General features: G+C 44.0%; 15 protein-coding genes. 9 read left to right on the top strand and 6 right to left on the bottom strand.

Features of this window, described 5'->3' with window-relative positions:
- Positions 1-24: 24 nt before the first annotated feature.
- Entirely contained in the window at positions 25-1,695 is a 1,671-nt protein-coding gene (locus V7S65_RS20025; RefSeq protein WP_336387810.1) for a hypothetical protein, read from the bottom strand.
- Between the two features lie 118 nt (positions 1,696-1,813).
- Here V7S65_RS20025 and V7S65_RS20020 point away from each other — a divergent pair, with 118 nt between their 5' ends.
- Together V7S65_RS20020 and V7S65_RS20015 are read left to right on the top strand one after the other, a co-directional pair.
- Positions 1,814-2,776, top strand: coding sequence for a helix-turn-helix domain-containing protein (locus tag V7S65_RS20020; RefSeq protein ID WP_336387811.1), 963 nt, complete (start codon positions 1,814-1,816; stop codon positions 2,774-2,776).
- Positions 2,777-2,917: 141 nt separating this feature from the next.
- Positions 2,918-3,769: a hypothetical protein gene (locus V7S65_RS20015; protein ID WP_336387812.1), complete on the top strand. Its 852-nt coding sequence runs from the start codon at positions 2,918-2,920 to the stop codon at positions 3,767-3,769.
- A gap of 726 nt (positions 3,770-4,495) precedes the next feature.
- Here V7S65_RS20015 and V7S65_RS20010 read toward each other — a convergent pair.
- Complete coding sequence (locus tag V7S65_RS20010; RefSeq protein WP_079469825.1) at positions 4,496-4,960, bottom strand: PepSY-like domain-containing protein; 465 nt, start codon at positions 4,958-4,960, stop codon at positions 4,496-4,498.
- Positions 4,961-5,217: 257 nt separating this feature from the next.
- Here V7S65_RS20010 and ileS point away from each other — a divergent pair, with 257 nt between their 5' ends.
- Positions 5,218-8,544, top strand: coding sequence for an isoleucine--tRNA ligase (gene ileS / locus V7S65_RS20005; protein WP_336387813.1), 3,327 nt, complete (start codon positions 5,218-5,220; stop codon positions 8,542-8,544).
- Between the two features lie 6 nt (positions 8,545-8,550).
- Entirely contained in the window at positions 8,551-9,594 is a 1,044-nt protein-coding gene (locus tag V7S65_RS20000) for a TraR/DksA C4-type zinc finger protein (protein ID WP_111577035.1), read from the top strand.
- Positions 9,595-9,670: 76 nt separating this feature from the next.
- Here V7S65_RS20000 and V7S65_RS19995 read toward each other — a convergent pair whose 3' ends face one another.
- Positions 9,671-11,185, bottom strand: coding sequence for a glycosyltransferase (locus V7S65_RS19995; protein ID WP_111577034.1), 1,515 nt, complete (start codon positions 11,183-11,185; stop codon positions 9,671-9,673).
- A gap of 216 nt (positions 11,186-11,401) precedes the next feature.
- Positions 11,402-13,234: an ABC transporter ATP-binding protein gene (locus V7S65_RS19990; RefSeq protein WP_111577033.1), complete on the bottom strand. Its 1,833-nt coding sequence runs from the start codon at positions 13,232-13,234 to the stop codon at positions 11,402-11,404.
- A gap of 197 nt (positions 13,235-13,431) precedes the next feature.
- Between V7S65_RS19990 and rbfA the strand changes: the two genes are divergently transcribed.
- Positions 13,432-13,812 (top strand): 30S ribosome-binding factor RbfA, encoded by a 381-nt coding sequence (gene rbfA, locus V7S65_RS19985; RefSeq protein ID WP_079469821.1) that lies wholly within the window; start codon positions 13,432-13,434, stop codon positions 13,810-13,812.
- Positions 13,813-13,855: 43 nt separating this feature from the next.
- Complete coding sequence (locus V7S65_RS19980; protein WP_079469820.1) at positions 13,856-15,079, top strand: FtsX-like permease family protein; 1,224 nt, start codon at positions 13,856-13,858, stop codon at positions 15,077-15,079.
- A gap of 80 nt (positions 15,080-15,159) precedes the next feature.
- Here the strand turns inward: V7S65_RS19980 and V7S65_RS19975 are convergent, their stop codons facing one another.
- Positions 15,160-15,996: a transketolase gene (locus V7S65_RS19975; protein ID WP_079469819.1), complete on the bottom strand. Its 837-nt coding sequence runs from the start codon at positions 15,994-15,996 to the stop codon at positions 15,160-15,162.
- Between the two features lie 162 nt (positions 15,997-16,158).
- Here V7S65_RS19975 and V7S65_RS19970 point away from each other — a divergent pair, with 162 nt between their 5' ends.
- The gene (locus V7S65_RS19970) at positions 16,159-17,301 is read left to right on the top strand and encodes a glycosyltransferase family 4 protein (RefSeq protein WP_336387814.1); all 1,143 of its coding nucleotides are present in this window, start codon (positions 16,159-16,161) and stop codon (positions 17,299-17,301) included.
- 107 nt (positions 17,302-17,408) lie between these two features.
- The gene (frr, locus tag V7S65_RS19965) at positions 17,409-17,972 is read left to right on the top strand and encodes a ribosome recycling factor (protein WP_079469817.1); all 564 of its coding nucleotides are present in this window, start codon (positions 17,409-17,411) and stop codon (positions 17,970-17,972) included.
- An 86-nt stretch (positions 17,973-18,058) separates the two neighbouring features.
- Here frr and V7S65_RS19960 read toward each other — a convergent pair whose 3' ends face one another.
- A complete protein-coding gene (locus tag V7S65_RS19960; RefSeq protein ID WP_336387815.1) occupies positions 18,059-18,946 on the bottom strand; it encodes a DMT family transporter in 888 nt (295 codons plus the stop codon).
- Positions 18,947-19,064: 118 nt separating this feature from the next.
- On the opposite strand from V7S65_RS19960, the gene V7S65_RS19955 reads away from it, so the two are divergent.
- A complete protein-coding gene (locus tag V7S65_RS19955; protein WP_079470079.1) occupies positions 19,065-19,811 on the top strand; it encodes a PPK2 family polyphosphate kinase in 747 nt (248 codons plus the stop codon).
- The last annotated feature ends 55 nt before the right edge of the window (positions 19,812-19,866 follow it).

The raw sequence follows: 19,866 nt of genomic DNA, 5'->3' as shown, positions 1-19,866 counted from the left end.
GGTGAGGATCCATCATTTTTTCCACTAGAGATTTCCTGCACCAGCAATGTCTTTTACGCCTGTAAATAAAGTTTTCCACACCAGGTTAAAAAAGGACTTTTGGATGTCCCGGGCGTAAGCAACATCCGCGGTACGGACTTTTTCATTTTTGGATGGGTTCTCTGAATTGATTACCAATGCGTTAGCTACGAGACTAATGAGCCCTTTGCGTTTAAATCCATCGTGATCCTTATTTTGCTTTAAAACGGCAATTTTAAGATTTTGGTACAGCAGTTTTACATGGCCCTTCGCCCTTCGCTCATCTCCATTAATATTAAAGGTAAGATCCTGGATATCGCACGACCTGATCTCGATTTTCCCCATTGGCTGGGTGATAACGTTCAGATCTTTGCCGTTCATGTTATTCAGCCGGCCGGAAACGCCAAAACTGCCGCCTTTATCGTTCAGCAGAAAATCAAACCGGGCGGTTAGTTTACCGCTTTTCATAAATATTGCATCAAAATCGGCTGTGAGGTGCCTGTTTTTGGCTACCATGCTATCAATATTGGTGATGTTACGGAACAAACCGTGTACATGACTGAAATTGATATACCCGGTTTGTTCCGTAACCGGGCTCAATTCTGTATACCGGATATCGATGTTATTGCCGGTAAGCGTATCAATATTCACGGGGATTTTCAGCTTAGCCAGCAGCTGGTGGGGATATTGACCCAGTTTATTGCCGGGAGGCATAGGCATCATGCGGTTCCTGTAAATATCCAGTTTTCCGCTCTGGATATTTGCCCGCTCAGCCCAGATCTGCTGCTCCTGTAATAAAAGACGTGGATTAAGGTTGCGCAGGCTGATATCGTTAAATACCACTTCAAACCGGTCCTGCTGCACGCCGGTCTTTTTCTGGAAGGCGGCTTTATCATAACGGGATTGCAATTCAAACTGGCTAATATTCACGGTGCGTTGGGCTGCGTCATACCGGATTCCGCGAACATACATCCAGTAAAGGCTATCCCGGGTTCTGTTCATATAGTCCTTCATCCCTATTTCGTAATTGCGGGCATATAAAAAACGGGTGGGATCATCCAGGGCTACCGAGTCTATGAGGAAATCATTGATTTGTACACTCAGATTGTGGAATTGATGAATCACCCGGGACGAGTCTTTCCGGGTAAAAATATATTTGAAGTTGGTGCTGTCCAGTACCAGCTTACCTATAAAAATGGATTTCATTTTGGCAGAGATATTCTGGTAGGCTGTTTTCGGGGTGCTGGTATCTTTCACGGTGGCGTTTTGATCCATAATGATACTGGGGCTGGTTACCTTGAGGATACCAGCGTTGAGGTCTTTCCCGAAAAAATAGCGCCAGGGCTTAAAGTATTTAAGTTCCAGCCGGTCCACGCTGATGGTGTAAATATCGGCCGGCGCCCGTTGTTGCGACAACAGGCGTTGATAAACAACGGAATCGGCCGTCATGCTGGCTTTGTTAATAGTTATACTGCCGGAAAGCACGTCCAGGTGCAGTTCCTCGAACTTAACGGTATAAAGACTGTCCGACAGATCGGTTACATAGCCCTGAAGCTCCTGTTTCAGCAGTTTATTCCAGTGTTGATTAAGATACCAGCCGGTACCCAACACCAATAAGGTAAGTACACCGGCTACAATAAGTATGATCTTTACCAGTCTGCGGATATTTTTTGCCATCAGGGAAGCATAAACGAAATTTATACCAATAAGTGGGCTTTTTCAAGGGGAAAAGTAGGTGTGGGTTTGTAACTGTATTGTCAAAACGTATTTGTTTAAAAAACGAATCCCTAAATTTGTGACTTCTATAACAGCACGGCGTTTAAAAACAGATAAAGTGAAAGAAATACAGGAAATATTGTCTTTAGCCATTCCGCAGCCCGCGATGAGCGACCAGTTACAGCTGGCGGAGCAGGATAGTGTGTCAGTACCTGACTGTCTTGATTTTACGTTACAACGTTTTACCTACGATAAACCGTTACCTGTTGAAGATGTGGCGATGGTTATTTACCAGCCCGCCAAAAGGGGACAATCTGCCGCCATTGAGCTGCGGTATTGTGTTGCCGGCAGTAAATATTGTAAAAATCCTTCCTGTACTGATCAGCTTTGCTCGGAAGGCAAGAAGGAAGCCTGCAATGACAGGATACCATCGGTAGACCTGATCACGGTTCGCTTCCAGCCTGCATTTATCCAGTCGCTGCAAAAGGGCACCACTACCTTTTCTTTATTTGAGAATCAGTCCCGCAAACCTTTTGTGAAAACCATCCAGCCCTGTACGAAGTCCAAATCCGTACTGGAAACAATGGTGCATCATGATTACGAGGGCATCCTGAAAAATATATTCCTGCAAAGCCGCGCGCTGGACCTGTTATTATACAGCTCCGACCAGTTTATGCAGAATGATACCGACGAACGCTATGGTTGCCGCTTCCTCACTCATCTGGAAGACCGCGAAAAAATAGAAAACGCCCGGGGTATCCTGTTGGAACAACTGGACTCTCCTATTACCATCAGGGATCTCGCCCGCCGGGTAGCCATGAACGAATGTTACCTGAAGAAAGGCTTCAAAGCCATGTATGGTACCACTATATATGATTATTTCCAGAAGGAAAGAATGGAAAAGGCCAAAGGGCTTTTGTATGAAAAAGGGATGTCTGTTTCTGAAGTAGCCATGCTGATGGGATATTCCTGTATTTCCCACTTCTCTACTGCCTTTAAAAAGCACACAGGGCTGAAGCCCTGCGAACTGCTGTTGCGTTAAACACAGCTACTTCATTACTTCTACGTCACTGCTATGCTTTCCCTGTAAGGGAAATATCTCTGCGTTAAAAATAACGTAACTATATTTATATGATTTTTAAGTCATCTGTTTATGCCTAAAACAGATGATAAAATAGTACATATGTTGAATGACATTTATATATATGAAAACAGGGATCTTATCTATTTAAAGTTATATGAAAGAAAAGCCCGGCGTTTGAGCCTGAATCTTACCGTAATTGGTCCTGATCAATTGAAAGGCAACACCAGATATGAGCAATTCCTGTCTCTTTATGAACACTATAGTGTCAACTCGGTTGAGTTTGAAGTAAGTTGTTTCGCCCGTTACTTCGCTATTGCGGAAGCTCATAAAAATGAGGATACTTTTATTCTTTCTGATTCAGATATTTACCTGGTGAATAACCTGCAGCATATCCGGGAAGATACATCCTTGCAAGGTGTATTTATTGGCAGTGAAGGTTTTTACGGAGAAGGTAGCGAACACCAGATTTCCCCGCATTTTTCGTTCTGGAATAAAGCGCTGATCAATAGTTTCACTGATTACCTGCTGGAGGTTTATAAGAGAAATAAACAAGATCATTTCCTGGCGAGGCATTACAAAATACAGCAGGAAAAGATAGGAAGAACGGCTATTTCAGACATGACCCTGCTCTATATGTGGGTAAAAGAGAAGGGTATTCCCTACTTGAATTCCAATGCCGTCGGCAGCTCGCTGGGTATTGACCATAACATTTCTTCTGTTTATAGCGAGAATGGCGTTTACCAGTCTTTTTGCAACAGGAAGGCGATTAAATTAAAGGGGGAAGCAGTGTATTGCAAGGCCACCGATGGAAAGGCCCAGGCGATGTCTGTATTGCATTTCCAGGGGGAGTACAAGCAGGTTTTGAAGTATTTCTACCAGGGGCGGTTAGCCCGGTTTTACTGGTTTACCATTTCCCGGGCGCTGAAAAGAAGTTTGAAGTCCGGCAAATGAGCCGGTATTTTCCCTTTTCGATCATTTGTTTTCCCGATTTGAAAAACGGAAGATAAAATATAGGTGTTTCTTTGTAACACGATAGGCAGATATCCATTTGCGTTTCCTATAAGCTTCCTTATCAGATTTGACCTTGGAAGAAGCTTGGCTGGCAAAAGTAAGTAAAGCCATAAATCATACTTGCATGAATATCAAACACCATTGAAGTGCAATATGCCAGAAAAGTTTCTACCAGATTTTATAAAGTCGTTCGCTTCTGCGGGCGACTTTTTTTGTTTGGGAAAAGTATTCTTCTGAAATGTAGTAGGAAATAGTGCTGCAAGTGCAAAAGCAGGTCTATTGGATAATAACCCGGATTATACCCGGAGATGAAATGATGATAAGTCATCGATAAGCCGTATCTCTATAGGTACAAGTTATCTACGGCTTATCTACGGCTTATCTACGGCTTATCCTATAATGGCGCCAGCCTGGCAGGACCTTACAGGTAGTACTAATGATACAGGATTAACTTTACATCCTTTTTGTTAAATGCAGTTTGAGCTTTACAGGTTTCCGATTTACGGGGTGTGGAATTTGCAGGTTCTACCGTTGGAAAAAATTCACATGTTGGGAAATGCGGGAGTGAGAAAAACAGATGTGAGGAGTCATAACAAATAAAAAACCCCGCCCAAAAGAGCAGGGTCTGTCCTATTTATCCCTATACCTATGAAATACTTGTTTGTGTTATTCAGTGATGGTACCAGCTTCATTCAGCAACACTGCCTTGTCCGTACCATTATCCTGAATATTGATTTTGTAGTATGAAGCTACATCTGATCTCTCAATTTTCCAGCCATCTTTTATGGTTGCTGCCGGATATTTTGTTTTCAGTGTACCAGCCACTGATTCCGGAAGATTTTGAGCATCATAAGCGCTTCTTGTGGCAACCCATTTGCCATCCGCATCATACTCTGCAATTGTGTTTATGTTGTCTTTTTGGAAACTTGCTGTCCAATGTCCTGCACTTGTCTTTGTCCACTTAGCAGCTGCTGTTCCCGCAAAATTCTGATCAAAAGAACTCTTAACTGCCTCAGGTGCTTGCACCGCTTTGGCAACTATCTTTGTTTTTTTAACTGATTTTTTTTGCTGTGCAAAAGTTATGCCGGAAGTGAATAGAACCGCGCAAAATATTAACGTCAACTTTTTCATATTTGATATGGTTTTTTCCGTTGGGTTAAAATTAACTACTAGGTTTTTCTAATTTCTTCCTGGCTAGTTAGCTAAAACAATGCCAAAAACGCAGTTTAGATACTCTTTATTGCAAATTACAAAAAAAACAATAAAAAATATTCAAAAAGCACAGTTTTTAGCAAAGATGGCCATTTAGGAGCCAGCGTATTTTCTTAACTTCGCACAATTTTAATCAATTATTGTCTAAATAACATCAAAGGGCGGGGAATTGTTTTATGTCCAGCAAATATCAGGAATATAACCAGTTGAATTTACCTCAGATAGAGAAAGATATACTGCAACACTGGGAGCAGCACCAGACTTTTGAAAAAAGTGTGGAAGTGCGCGAAGGCGCCACTCCTTTTGTTTTTTATGAAGGACCTCCAAGCGCCAATGGTTTACCGGGTATTCACCATGTTATTTCACGTACATTAAAAGACCTGGTGTGTCGCTATAAAACGATGCGTGGTTACCAGGTAAAGCGTAAAGGTGGGTGGGATACCCACGGTTTGCCGGTGGAACTGGGTGTTGAAAAAACTTTAGGGATTACCAAAGAAGATATAGGCAAGAAGATTTCTGTTGCTGAATATAATGATACCTGCCGCCGGGAGGTATTGAAATATAAAGATATGTGGGATGACCTGACCCTGAAAATGGGATACTGGGTTGATCTGAAAGATCCATATATCACTTTTGAGAACAATTATATTGAAACACTCTGGTGGTGTCTTCAAACGCTTTATAAAAAAGGATTCCTGTATAAAAGTGTAAGTATCCAGCCTTACTCCCCTGCGGCCGGTACCGGTCTGAGCTCCCATGAGCTGAATCAGCCGGGCACCTATAAGGATGTAAAGGATACTACCGTTGTGGCAATGTTTAAGGCCCAAAAAGCAAGTAATTCTCAGTTTCTTTTTGATGCGGCTGGATCAGACGAGGTATTTTTCCTGGCCTGGACTACCACCCCGTGGACTTTACCGTCAAATCTGGGTTTAACGGTAGGTGCCAATATAGAATATGTACTGGTAAACACTTTTAATCCATATACTCACCTGCCGGTAAATGTTATAATGGCTAAAGTGCTGCTGGGTAAATATTTTAAGGCAGAAGGAGAAAACGGCGACTTTGCGGCATACCAGGAAGGCGATAAAGTGATTCCGTGGAAGATACTGACCAGCTTTAAGGGCAGTCAGCTCGAAAATATCCGTTACGAACAGTTATTACCATTTGCCCAGCCGGAAGAAGGCGACCCATTCCGTGTAATCCTCGGTGACTTTGTTACTACAGAAGATGGTACAGGTATCGTTCATACTGCTCCTGCTTTTGGCGCGGATGATAACCGGGTAGGTAAGAAATATGGTATTGGTATTTTAACGCTGGTAGACAGAACCGGTAAGTTTACAGAGAATGTTGGTGAATTTTCAGGCAGATATGTAAAGAATTATAAAGATGATCCCGATTACAAAGATGTAGACGTGGATATCGCCGTGAAGCTGAAGAAAGAAAACCGTGCATTTAAGGTAGAAAAGTACGAACATACCTATCCGCATTGCTGGCGTACTGATAAGCCGGTATTGTATTACCCGCTGGATGCGTGGTTTATAAAAACCACTGCGGTAAAAGACAGGATGGTAGAGTTGAATAAAACGATCAACTGGAAGCCGGCATCCACCGGTACCGGTCGTTTTGGCAACTGGTTGGAGAACATGGTGGACTGGAACCTCAGCCGTAGCCGTTACTGGGGTACGCCGTTGCCTATCTGGCGTACAGAAGACGGTACAGAAGAAATCTGTATCGGAGGTATTGAGGAACTGAATGCAGAAATCCGAAAGGCAAACCAGGTGTTGGGCGGAGATGTGAACAAGTCCTATCTCCATGAGGGCATCCTGGACCTGCATAAGCCATATGTAGATGATATTATCCTGGTGAGCCCATCAGGCAAGCCAATGCGTCGTGAACCTGATCTGGTGGATGTTTGGTTTGACAGCGGCGCGATGCCATATGCACAGTGGCATTATCCTTTTGAAAATAAAGAGCTGGTAGATAAAGGACAGGCTTTCCCGGCCGATTTTATTGCTGAGGGAGTGGATCAAACCCGTGGCTGGTTCTATACTTTACACGCACTGGGCGTTATGTTGTTTGATAGCGTGGCGTATAAAACAGTAGTTTCCAACGGGTTAGTACTGGATGCGAAGGGGCAGAAAATGAGTAAACGCCTCGGCAACGTGGTGAATCCGTTTGAAACCATTGAAAAGTTTGGAGCAGATGCCACCCGTTGGTACCTGATCACCAATGCTTCACCCTGGGATAGTTTAAAGTTTGATGTAAAAGGTATAGGTGAAGCGCAGCGTAAATTGTTTGGCACCCTGTACAATACATACAACTTCTTTGCTATGTATGCAAATCTTGATAAGTTTACTTTCAGGGAAGCATATATTCCTTTAGAAGAACGTCCTGAAATTGACCGCTGGATTATTTCCGTATTGAATACGCTGGTAAAAGATGTGACCAGCAGCTTTGATGATTATGAGCCTACGCAGGCCGGCAGAGCGATAGAGCGTTTTGTGGATGAGCAGCTGAGCAACTGGTATGTGCGTTTGTGCCGTCGCCGGTTCTGGAAAGGGGACTATGAGCATGATAAGATCAGTGCTTACCAGACATTATACGAATGTTTGGAAAAAATTGCACAATTGATGGCCCCGGTTTCCCCATTTTTCACCGATTGGTTATTTAACAACCTGAACAGTGTGAGTGGCCTTAGCAAGGCAGCTTCCATCCATCACACTGATTTTCCTGTGATAAATGAAGGTGCGGTGGATATTGATCTGGAAGAAAGGATGCAGCTGGCGCAGGATATTTCCTCGCTGGTATTATCCTTGCGTAAAAAGGTGAACATTAAGGTTCGTCAGCCTTTGCAGAAGATTTTAATTCCGGTGGCAAATGGCAGAATGAAAGAGCAAATAGAATTGGTAGCCGACCTGATAAAAAGTGAGGTCAATGTCAAAGGGATTGATTATCTTACGGAAACGGAGGGTTTTATCAAGAAAAAGATTAAGCCTAACTTCAAGTCCCTCGGTGGTAAAATGGGAGCAAAGATGAAATCTGTAGCAGCCGCGATCAGCGCGTTTACAGAGGCAGAAATTACCACCATTGAGCGCGACGGCCATTTCAATCTGGTTGTAGAGGGAGAGCAGTTGCAAATCCAACTCTCTGACGTTGAGATCATTTCCGAAGATATTCCGGGATGGACAGTAGCTAATAAAGGCGCCTTAACGGTAGCGCTCGACATTACTATTACTCCCCAGTTACAGGATGAAGGAAATGCCAGGGAACTGGTAAACCGGATACAAAAAATCCGTAAGGATAGTGATTTTGCATTGACTGACAGAATTGACGTAACAGTTGAAAGTGTGGATACGCTCAAGTCGGCCATTGTGAACTATAATGATTATATTTGCACGGAAATTTTGGCAGATAGCCTGGAATTAGTGGAGCGATTACAAGATGGTACAGAAATAGAGGTAAACGACCTTAAATTTAATGTATTAGTTAACAAAAAAAGCTAATCCCCCATGGCAACAAAAAAGAAGGTTGCTAGTAAAACGACCCAGAAGGCGGCTCCGGCTAAGAAGACTGTAGCAAAGGCATCACCAGCGAAGAAAGCTGCTAAACCTGCTCCGGTAAAGAAAGCGGCGCCTGCTCCAAAGAAAGCAGCTGCAAAAGCAGCCCCTGCAAAGGCGGCTCCTAAAACAGCAGCAAAACCAGCAGCCGGAAAAGCCGTGGTAGCTAAAAGCACTGCCAAAAAAGCCGCTCCGGCGCCTAAAAAAGCAGTGAAAAAGGCCTCTGCCTTACCAAACAGTAAAACATCATCCGTCAAGAAAGTTGCTGTACCTGCGAAATCGACCGTTAAAAAAGAGCCTGCTGTAAAGCAGCAAGTGGTAACGAAAAGTGTTTCCGCTGGAAAAGAGAAACCATTTATTTCTAAGTCAGAAGAAAAAGAACTTAAAACGATGGCAGTAAAGAAAGCAGATACTAAGGTAGAAGTTGCTAAGGAAAAAGAATCCACAAAAAAAGCAGCGGAAAAGCCTGTTGTTAAGGCTGAAAAGTCAGTAAAGGCGGAAAGATCCGAGAAACCCGAAAAAACTGAAAAATCTGAGAAAAAAGGTGGAAAAGCTACCCTGGTAACTTACCAACCTGAATTCACCAAGTCAGTGCTGGATCAACCAGCGCAACCTACTGGTCCTGTATACAGATACAGTGATTCAGACCTGCAGGAGTTTAGAGAATTGATCCAAAAGAAGCTGGAATCAGCTAAAAAGGAGCTCATCTATCTGCAAGGCCTGATCACCCGTAAAGACGAGGCAGGTACTGACGATACAGAGAACAAATACATGAGTATGGAAGATGGCAGCGGCTCCCAGGAAAGAGAGCAACTGAACCAGATGGCCAGCCGTCAGATCCAGTTCATCGATCACCTGGAAAAAGCAATGATGCGTATTGAAAACAAAACCTATGGTATTTGCCGCGTAACCGGTAAACTCATAGATAAAGCACGCCTCAGAGCAGTTCCTCACGCCACCTTGAGCATTGAAGCCAAACTGGCTAAAAGTAAATAGTCTTAATAATTATTAAGACAGAAAAGGCGCAGCGGTTATCCGCTGCGCCTTTTCGTTTTATAGCTGAATGATATTATCAACAGGCGGCCATCTCTTTTTTATTACGCATCTGCCGTACGGCCAGGTAAAGTAATCCTGCTCCGGCTAATCCTATCAGGCTGCCCACTCCAATATTACGCGCCTGCTTTTTACTGATAGCCGGTAGCTTGATTCCAAACTTCGCAGGACTGGCCTGCGCAATATCCAGCAATGGCGCTAATGATAAACCACTGATGATTTTATCGGCAACCTTTTCTACAACATTGCCAGGATACTGTGGACAAAAAGCAACGCCGATGCCGGCCTCGGTTAATAATTTGCTGTCCCGTTTTCCATCTCCCACATAAATGATATTCTGTGTATTAATATGATATTGCTGTGCGATATAAGGATACATATTGCTACGGGAATACTCGGCTCCTTTCATGAAATAATCTGCAATGGTAAACTCGCCGGTAGCCACGCTGTTCACCAGATGCAGCTTATTGGCAAATACGAAATCCATTCCCAGCTGATTCTTAATATGACGGGCCACAGTACCAAATCCATCGGTGATAAGACCAACAGCATAGCCTCTTTTTTTCAGTTCACGCACTATTTCGCGGATGCCGGGTACCAATGGAATAGCATCGGCTACTTCCAGCAGTTCTGCAATATTGCGGCCTTCAAAAAGAGTAGCTTTTAAATGTAATGTAGTTACTTCATTATGCCCGGCAGATTCAATTTCCTGTAATCCTTCCTCCTGCCCAAAGGCCACTGCGGCCCATTGCATGTAATCTTGTGTAAACACCGCATGGTCGAGGTTGAAGATGACCATCTTCTGTAATTTATCAATAGATTCCAGGATAGAGTACTCCATTTGCTCCCGGATCAGGTTAATATTTCCCAGTGTTTCGAGGTTTTCCTGTGGTATATTTTCCGCCTTGCGGAGAATGGTGCGGGAAACTTCTCTCGACATTTTGCTCAGCTGTTCCCAGGTTTGCATAGCATTTTCCACCTTCCCGATATTGGCTTCTGTGATGCGCGCGCCCAGGTGATGCATATCTATCAGCAGGCCGATATCCACGCCATAATCATTTTCAAAATGCACACGGGAAAGGAAAGATTTGCGTGCTGCAATCATACCGCTGAGTGGCTGCTGGAAATGAGCAATCTCAGGGAATAATATACTCAGCAGTGGCTTGGCCACCAATTGGGTGACCCTGCCTGCCTGCCTTTCAAAGTAGGATTTGACGAAGTCAGCTTCGTCTTTTTCGATAGGACCAGTTAATAGGTCTATAATATTGTCGGGGTAAGTCAGGATGTCGCCATCTACGTAGGCAATAATATCATGTTTGGCAGCCATCATACCTTCACGCATAGATATTCCTTTTCCGCGCTGGCTGCTGGTAATCACTCTCACATGTTCTTTCATCGCCTCTTCCACTGTGTTGTCTGTAGAATTATCATCTACCACAATGATCTCAATTTTCCGGGTTGTTTTCTTTACGGTTTTAATAACCTGGCGTATGGTAGCACCTTCGTTTAATACAGGAATTACGATAGATATCATAGGAGTTCGCTATGTTAAAGGTTAAAAAATAAGTGCTGCAAAGAGCTGGTGTTGGCATTGTCAGGGCGCTTCAATAACAAAAACCGTACCTGTTACGGTTTTTTGGGAAGAAGAAAATGTTATGGAAAGCCATGTGGAGATGGATAAAACGCAACACGTTCCACTTTTTGAGCGGAACGTGCAATATTGCGTATATGCTTTAACGTTAGGATTCCTTTATTTAAATTCCTGCATTTCCACCAGTTTGTGATAGATGCCATGCTGCTTCAGCAATGCATCGTGGGTACCACGTTCTTTGATTTCTCCCTGGTCCATTACAATGATTTCACTGGCATGTTGTATGGTACTCAACCGGTGTGCGATTACAATGGTGGTGCGGTTTTGCATGAGCTTATCCAGCGCTGCCTGTACCAGTTTTTCGGACTCCGTATCCAGTGCGGAAGTGGCTTCATCCAATATGAGAATAGGAGGATTTTTGAAAATAGCGCGTGCAATGGTAAGGCGTTGACGCTGGCCCCCGCTGAGTTTCAGCCCGCGGTCGCCAATAATGGTGTCATAACCGTTGTCCAGCTGTTCAATAAATTCATGTGCATTGGCAATTTTTGCAGCGGTTATAATGGCCTCCCTGTCGGCCTTTGGCTGACCAAAGGCAATATTGTTCAGTACTGTATCATTAAAGAGAATGGCTTCCTGCGATACAACGCCTATCAGGCTGCGGAGGTCGTGTACTTTCAGGTCGCGTATATCGGTACCGTCTATACGAATGGCACCTTCATTTACATCATAGAAGCGTGGTAAAATATCGGCCATCGTGGATTTGCCCGCACCACTGCGGCCAACAAGCGCTATCATCTGCCCCTTATTAATAGTAAGCCGGATGTGCTTCAGCACATATTGCTGTTCGTATTTAAAGGAAACATCATCGTATTCCACGCTGCTATTAAACCCGCTCACAGCGCGCGCATCAGGCTTTTCATGGATGGTAACCGGTGCGTCAAGAATTTTGAAAATCCTTTCACTGGCCACCATTCCTTTTTGTATAGTAGTAATGGAAGTAGATACGTTTTTTGCAGGCTGCATGATCTGTGAGTAGAAAACAAGATAGGTCATGAAGGTAGCGCCGGTAAGCAGTTCGCTGCCTGATAATACGAGGCTTCCTCCGTAGATCACGAGGATAACGATAACGATTACCCCAAGTATTTCAGAAATAGGAGAAGCCAGTTCGCGCTGGTTGTACATCGACTTACTCACTTTCACAAACCGGGTGTTTACCTCACCGAATTTATTTTTCATGAAACGCTCTGCAGTAAAGGATTGTATGATCCGGATACCGCTCAGTGTTTCTTCTGTTACTGAAAGGATTTTTCCCAGCAGGTCCTGGCTGAATTTACCTTTTAGCTTTAATTTTTTGGAGACATACGATATCAGTAAACCGGAGATAGGAAAGAATACGATGGTAAACAGGGTGAGTTTTACAGAGAGATAGAACAGCGCTGCGAAGTAGCCGATTATAATGAATGGATCGCGCAGCAGTGTTTGTATGGCGTTGATCACACTGTTTTCAATTTCCTGTACATCGTTGGTCATGGAAGAAAGCAGATCTCCTTTTTGCTGATCGCTGTAAAATGATAATGATTGTTGCGTGAATTTTTCATAGAGGCGTATACGTAGCCTGGACAGGACGGTCATTTTAAGCCGTACCATTACCCTGGCACTCATGTAGCGGCCAAAGTTGGCGATCACGATACACACGCCTATCACTGCACAAACAAAGTACAGGGCGCTTTGTTTGGAGCCGCTGGCCCTGATGAAATTGTAGAAATAGTAGTTGAACAGGTCAATGAAGTAGTTAATAGAGAAGGTGAAATGTGGTTCCGGCAGTGCCTGGGGAATTTCTCCCACCTGGTTAAAAATAACGGTCAGTAGTGGAATCAGCATCGCAAAATTGACCATACCGAATATGATACCTATAAAAGTATATATCACATATTCGGGCAGATAATGGTGCAAAGGTGTGGCAAATCTTAGTAATCGCTTGAATGTCTTCATTCCTGGTAGTCTGTTTAACTTGCTGGCAAAAATAGCATAATTAAGGTATGAGGGGGTGTAAATGCGGCTATTCTTTGCCGGAAATGGTTAATTTCGCAACTGACGGGCTGCTGGCAGCCGGTTATGGTTTGGCGGGGCGGGGTAATTATGTTATTATCGTACGCAGACTGTTTTACTAACGATTAAAACTGAATGAGATGCAGGAAACTAAAAGGCAGAAACAAATAGGACAACTTGTGCAGCAGGAGCTGAGTGGTATTTTTCAGCGGTTGGGATTTAACGTGGTGGATGGGGGAATGATATCTGTTGCTGCCGTGAAGATGACCCCAGACCTGCTGGAAGCGAAGGTATACCTGAGTATGTTCCAGATCAAAGCTCCTTCTGAGATGCTGGAGCGGATCAAGGAAAGAATGGGTGAAATCAAGAAGTTACTCGGAATAGGATTAGGTAAACAATTGCGCAGAATCCCCGAGCTGAGCTTCTTTTTGGATGATACCCTTGACTATGTGTTTAAGATGGAAGAATTGTTTAAGAAGATCAAGGAAGATGACGCCAACATTAAGGACGGCAAGAAATAAGGGTTACGGATTCGTTATTCTTCATTCGTAATTCTACAAATACATGGTTTGGCAATTTGCTTCCCGTTACTTCCGGGCAAAAAAATCTACCAATGCTATCAATATCATTGCCTGGGTAAGTGTGGCGGCAATTGCAGTTGGGACAGGCGCCCTGATTGTGATACTGAGTGTATTCAACGGCTTTGAGGGCCTGGTAAAATCCCTTTACTCCTCTTTTTATCCCGCGGTGAAGATTGCGCCGGTTACTGGTAAAACAATTATCCTTACGCCTGCGCAGCTGCAGCAAATAGCAGCGGTGCCGGGTGTGGCCCATTTCTCCCGGGTAATTGAAGAGAAGGCGGTGCTGCGCTACGGTGACGAGCCTACGATTGCAGTGTTGAAGGGCGTTGACAGCAGTTACAATTATGTTACGGATGTGAAAAGCAACATTATCCGGGGACGTTTTGATACCGGCGACAGTGTGGCTTACCGGGCGGTGCTGGGGTTAGAGCTGGAAGGCGCGCTGGGCGTGGATGTAGTGCATAGTATTGCACCTGTTACGGTATATCTTCCCCGCAGGAATGTGAATGCTTTTGTAACCCCCGAGGATGCGCTGAACAATGGCGTTTTGTATCCTGCCGGAACTTTTGCTATTCAGCAGGAGTTTAACAGCAAGTATGTTATTACAAACATTGAATTTTTAAGGGGCCTGTTGCAGATGGGGGACGATGAGATGTCGTCGCTGGAAATCGGGACACGGGCAGGGATAAACGATAAAGAACTGAAAGTGCAACTTGAAAAGTTGCTGGGGAGCCATTACAAAGTGCAAACCCGGTATGAGCAGAATCAATCGCTGTATGCCATTATGCAAACGGAGAAGTGGGCGGTATACGTGATACTTAGCTTTATTATGATCATTGCCGCTTTTAATATGATTGGCTCTTTGTACATGCTGGTGATAGAAAAGCAAAAAGATATTACGATCCTGAAGGCAATGGGTGCGCGTAAATCATTGATTATGCGCATCTTCCTGGCAGAAGGACTGATCATTGCAGGGATAGGAACCGCGCTGGGCTTTGGTTTGGGCATCACCTTTTGTGTGTTGCAACAGCATTTTGGTATTATTAAGCTGGAGGGAACCTCTTTCCTGGTGGATTCATACCCAGTGAGTATGCATGCGGCAGATTTCCTGCTGGTGTTTGTTACGATTATAGTGATAGGTGTGGCTGCCAGCTGGTATCCGGCGAGAAGAGCGGCGGTGGAAGCGATTACACTGAAGGCCACCTGATAAGGACCTGATTAAAAATATTAAAAAGGAGGAGCATGAATTCATGCTCCTCCTTTTTAAATATTTTTAAGTAACTACAATTAATAGTCGCCTAATGTTTCTGGTAACTGCGCCAGTGCTTTGGCGAGTTGTTCATCACTTGGAGCGATACCATGCCATTCGTGGTGGCCTTCCATGAAGTCAACACCCTGACCCATAACGGTTTTCATGATAATAGCAATGGGTTTACCCTGACCGGTAAGGCTTTTGGCTTTTTCCAGTGTGGCAACAACATCATCCATATCGTTACCATTCATGTGCAGAACGAGCCATCCGAATACTTCGAATTTAGCGCCTACATCACCGAGGCCGGCAACATCATCTGTAGTTCCATCAATTTGCTGACCATTCAGATCAACGGTGATGATAAGATTATCTACTTTATGATGAGGAGCAAACATTACGGATTCCCATATTTGTCCTTCTTCCAGCTCACCGTCTCCGTGCAGGGAGAATACCAGATTTTTATCGTTATTGAGTTTTTTAGCGAGCGCTGCGCCTATTGCCACGCTCATGCCCTGGCCCAGGGAGCCGGAAGCGATGCGTACGCCCGGTAAGTGTTCGTGGGTGGTGGGGTGGCCCTGCAGGCGGGAGTTCAGCTTACGGAAAGTGCTCAGTTCCTGTACGGGGAAGTAGCCGGAACGGGCCAGTGCGCTATAGAACACTGGTGAAATATGTCCATTAGACAGGAAGAACAAGTCCTGGTTCTTACCATCCATATCAAAAGGTTCCGGTTTGTGATCCATTACCTTGAAATACAATGCAGTCAGAAAGTCGGCGCAACCTAATGAACCTCCGGGGTGACCGCTTTGAACGCCATGTACCATTCGTACAATATCTCTCCTTACCTGAGTAGCAATATCTTTGAGCTGTGGCATGATAGTTGTTAATTTTTGTGCCGCAAAACTAATAGAATTTCGTAGAATTTGTGGCTGTTGAATGTTTTTTTGCGATCTCAAAGTATTAAAAAAGTTGATTTTTTTAACGTTTCTTTTCACATTTCGTTGAAATTAATATCTTTGCACAATTAAGCCCCACTAATGGAGAATGTATTAATTGCTACCGTCCTAAGTTTTGTTGTTACCTATTTTTCTATTCCAATACTGATCAGAGTGGCGGAATTAAAGCATTTATACGACGAACCGGACGAAAGAAAGACGCATAAACAGCGTATACCAACGCTCGGAGGAATCGGTTTTTTCTCCGGATTTATAATTGCCACTGCTATCTGCGTACCTGCGTTAGCCAATTCGCCATTTCAATACATGATGGCGGCGTTCTTTATCATTTTCATGGTAGGTATGAAAGATGATATCGTAGGGCTGTCTCCGTTAAAGAAATTAATCGGGCAGCTGGCGGCGTCTTTCGCTATTATCTACCTGGGCAATCTGCAGATTACAAGCATGTATGGCTTCATGGGTATTTATGCCATGCCTCCCAATATCAGCCTGATGCTGACCTATTTCACTTTCATTGTGGTAATCAATGCTTTCAACCTGATAGACGGGGTAGATGGTCATGCCGGCAGCATCGGATTGCTGGTAAGTGCCGTACTGGGGGCTTATTTTCTGCATGTAGGTGAAATCACTTATGCAGTCATTGGTTTTGCACTGGCAGGTGGGCTGGCCAGTTTTCTTATATATAATATTTCCCCCGCCCGCATTTTTATGGGTGATACGGGATCCTTACTGATAGGGTTGGTAAATGCAGTGCTGGTGTTGAAATTCATTGATGTGGCAGGTAACCCGGCCGGTAAGATGCCAATCGGAGCTACACCAGCTGTGGCTTTTGCCATCCTGATCGTACCTTTATTTGATACTTTACGCGTATTCGCTGTCCGTATGTTACAGGGAAGATCTCCTTTCTCTGCCGACAGAAACCATATCCATCACTACCTGCTGGACCTGAAACTCAATCACAGGCAAACCACGCTGGTTTCCGTAGCCATTAATGCTACCTACATACTTGGTGCATTTGTGCTGCAGGGAATGGGCGCTACCTGGTTGTTAATGGTTGTAATAGGTTCTGCTACCTTTTTTACAGGAATATTATACCTGGCACGCCGGAAGAAACTGGCTGCGAAAGCCATACCGGAACCGGTAGTACAGCCAGCAGCGGCAACAGCAAAAGAAGCCACCAAAATATTGCGTGTTACAACAGAGGGTGTATTACAAGATAAATAATCCTTTTGTTGTGGTTATTTGTAAGCATTTCTACTTCCATTATCAGGGCGTTGCTTTGACGATTAAAAGAAAACCTGTAGGTTTGCACGCACTTAACTATTTATGTTATGCAAGATGATCTAACGCTTATCATTGATGAGGCAGCGGACTCGATGAAGAAAGCTATCGGGCACCTGGAATTGGAACTTACAAAAATCAGAGCCGGGAAAGCCAATCCGCAAATACTGGATGGTATCTTTGTTGACTATTATGGCGCACCAACTGCACTAAACCAGGTAGCTAACGTAAGCATTGCAGATGCCCGTACCCTGACCATTCAGCCCTGGGAAAAAAACATGCTGCAGCCTATTGAAAGAGCCATTATTGCATCTAATATTGGTCTCAATCCACAAAACGACGGGGTTATCATCCGTTTATTCCTCCCGCCATTAACCGAAGAACGCAGGAAAGAATTTGTGAAAAAGGTGAATAACGAAGGCGAACAGGCAAAAGTAGCCATCAGGAATATCCGCAGGGATGCTATTGAAGCAGTTAAAAAATTGCAGAAAGACGGTTTAAGTGAAGATACTGCCAAGGATGCAGAAGCCGATATCCAGCAATTAACCGACAAGCACATTACGCTGATTGATAAACACTGCGAAGTAAAAGAGAAAGAAATTATGGCTATTTAAGAGTTTTATAGCCTGAAAATATAACAGCGGAGATATTAACGGATACTGATCCGGTTAATATCTCCGCTGCTTTTTTTAGCAGTGGCTTATTTTGCCGGAGCCACTTTGTTAGCCTTGTTTACGAGGTACACACCGAGCAGAATAATACCCATGCTCCCCACCTGGACCCAGGTAATTGTTTCATGCGCCACTAATCCCCACCCTACTGCTACTAACGGTAACGCATATGCTACCATTGAGGCCAGCATGGATCCCGCTTTTTTGATGAGCAGGAAAAAGAGTACAGCTGCCACCCCGGTTCCCATCACCCCCAGTACCAGGCCCGCTGAAAGCGACCGCCAGGGCGCATCCGGTTGTGAAAACTGTGGAAAGAAATTACTGCACCACAAAATAGGGAAAGTGAACAGGGCACAAAAGAACATAGCAATAGACCCCAACTGCAGCGAACTGAAACCCTGCAGCTTATGATGTACCATACTAATATTGACGCCATAGCTTACGGTAGCCAGAATTACCAGCAGCGCATAATACCAGTGGCCATTTGTATTGATACCTTTGGCGGTGAACAATAACACTACCCCTGCCAGCCCTACGAAAATGCCGGTGAGCTGCGCTTTTTTAAATGGACTTTTAAAGATAATAATCCCGGACAGTAAGGCCATCAATGGTGTTAAGGCATTAAGTATACCTGCAAGAGAGCTGTCGATTTCCGTTTCGGCCAAACAAAACAGAAAGGCCGGGATACCGTTACCCAGGATACCGGACAATATAATAATGGGAAGCTTTTTTATCGGTGTTTGTCTGAATGCCTTTGGTAAAAAAGGAGAAAGTGCAATGCCGGCAGCTACCAGTCTTAAGCTGGCTACCTGGTAGGATGTAAATGATTCCAGACCTATTTTCATCAATATAAAGGAACTGCCCCAGGTGAGTGATAACAGGATAAACACTCCCCAATGGGCGAAACGTTGCTGCATATCTTTTATTTTTCGAGTACAAAGGTGCAGGTATCCTTCATATTCAGCAAAATATAAATCGTGTTAATGCAACACTTCTGTCCCTATTTTGTTAAATTTATTTATAAGAATGCGCTACATGGGTAAAATCAAATTGTCAGCTATCAGCACATCGGCTCCCAAAAAGCTGGAAAAAGAAACAATAAAGGCGGTAACCCGGGAAATTCTGGAAGAACTGGATGAACTTCAAAACCTGCTGTATGCACAGCATAAGCACTGTGTATTGCTGGTGGTGCAGGGAATGGACGCCAGTGGGAAAGACGGCGTAATAAAGAATGTTACAGGTACCTTGAATCCGCAGGGTTGCGTAGTACACTCTTTCAAAGCACCCACCACAGAAGAATCAGAACATGATTTTTTATGGAGGGTACATCAGCATGCGCCGGGTAAAGGCATGATCCAGGTATTTAACCGCTCACATTATGAGGATATTCTCATACAACGTGTGCATAAGTGGATTGACGATAAAATGGCTTTTAAACGGATGGAGGCCATCAATGATTTTGAAAAGTTGCTAACGGTTCATAATAATACACACATCATAAAATGTTACCTGCATGTATCACAGGAAGCCCAGCAGCAGCGCCTGATGGAACGAACCGAAGACCCCCGGAAAATGTGGAAGTATAACGAAAATGACCTGGCAGAAGCAAAGTTGTGGAATAAATATATGGATGCGTATGAAGACGCCATCAACCGCTGTAATTATGTGCCCTGGCTGATTGTACCGGCAGATCAGAACTGGTATAAAGAATACCTGATTGCGCTAACGTTAAGGGATACACTGAAATCATTAAAGATGAAATACCCCCGGCTAAAGAAATAATAACCTAATAATTAACGTCTTCGGGTATTATACTTTAATTTTGTTCACTTATTTT

Source organism: Chitinophaga sp. CCNWYY40 (assembly GCF_037483205.1).
GTDB classification, from domain to species: domain Bacteria; phylum Bacteroidota; class Bacteroidia; order Chitinophagales; family Chitinophagaceae; genus Chitinophaga; species Chitinophaga ginsengisegetis.
Note: the sequence above shows the minus strand (reverse complement) of the source record. Positions and strands in the feature narration are given on the sequence as shown.

Excerpts from the sequence above, each read along its gene's own strand:
- V7S65_RS20010 (WP_079469825.1), bottom strand. The coding sequence starts at position 4,960 with ATGAAAAAGTTGACGTTAATATTTTGCGCGGTTCTATTCACTTCCGGC.
- ileS (WP_336387813.1), top strand. The coding sequence starts at position 5,218 with ATGTCCAGCAAATATCAGGAATATAACCAGTTGAATTTACCTCAGATA.
- frr (WP_079469817.1), top strand. The coding sequence starts at position 17,409 with ATGCAAGATGATCTAACGCTTATCATTGATGAGGCAGCGGACTCGATG.
- V7S65_RS19995 (WP_111577034.1), bottom strand. The coding sequence starts at position 11,185 with ATGATATCTATCGTAATTCCTGTATTAAACGAAGGTGCTACCATACGC.
- rbfA (WP_079469821.1), top strand. The coding sequence starts at position 13,432 with ATGCAGGAAACTAAAAGGCAGAAACAAATAGGACAACTTGTGCAGCAG.
- V7S65_RS19975 (WP_079469819.1), bottom strand. The coding sequence starts at position 15,996 with ATGCCACAGCTCAAAGATATTGCTACTCAGGTAAGGAGAGATATTGTA.
- V7S65_RS20000 (WP_111577035.1), top strand. The coding sequence starts at position 8,551 with ATGGCAACAAAAAAGAAGGTTGCTAGTAAAACGACCCAGAAGGCGGCT.
- V7S65_RS19980 (WP_079469820.1), top strand. The coding sequence starts at position 13,856 with ATGGTTTGGCAATTTGCTTCCCGTTACTTCCGGGCAAAAAAATCTACC.
- V7S65_RS19960 (WP_336387815.1), bottom strand. The coding sequence starts at position 18,946 with ATGCAGCAACGTTTCGCCCATTGGGGAGTGTTTATCCTGTTATCACTC.
- V7S65_RS19970 (WP_336387814.1), top strand. The coding sequence starts at position 16,159 with ATGGAGAATGTATTAATTGCTACCGTCCTAAGTTTTGTTGTTACCTAT.
- V7S65_RS19955 (WP_079470079.1), top strand. The coding sequence starts at position 19,065 with ATGGGTAAAATCAAATTGTCAGCTATCAGCACATCGGCTCCCAAAAAG.
- V7S65_RS20025 (WP_336387810.1), bottom strand. The coding sequence starts at position 1,695 with ATGGCAAAAAATATCCGCAGACTGGTAAAGATCATACTTATTGTAGCC.
- V7S65_RS20015 (WP_336387812.1), top strand. The coding sequence starts at position 2,918 with ATGTTGAATGACATTTATATATATGAAAACAGGGATCTTATCTATTTA.
- V7S65_RS19990 (WP_111577033.1), bottom strand. The coding sequence starts at position 13,234 with ATGAAGACATTCAAGCGATTACTAAGATTTGCCACACCTTTGCACCAT.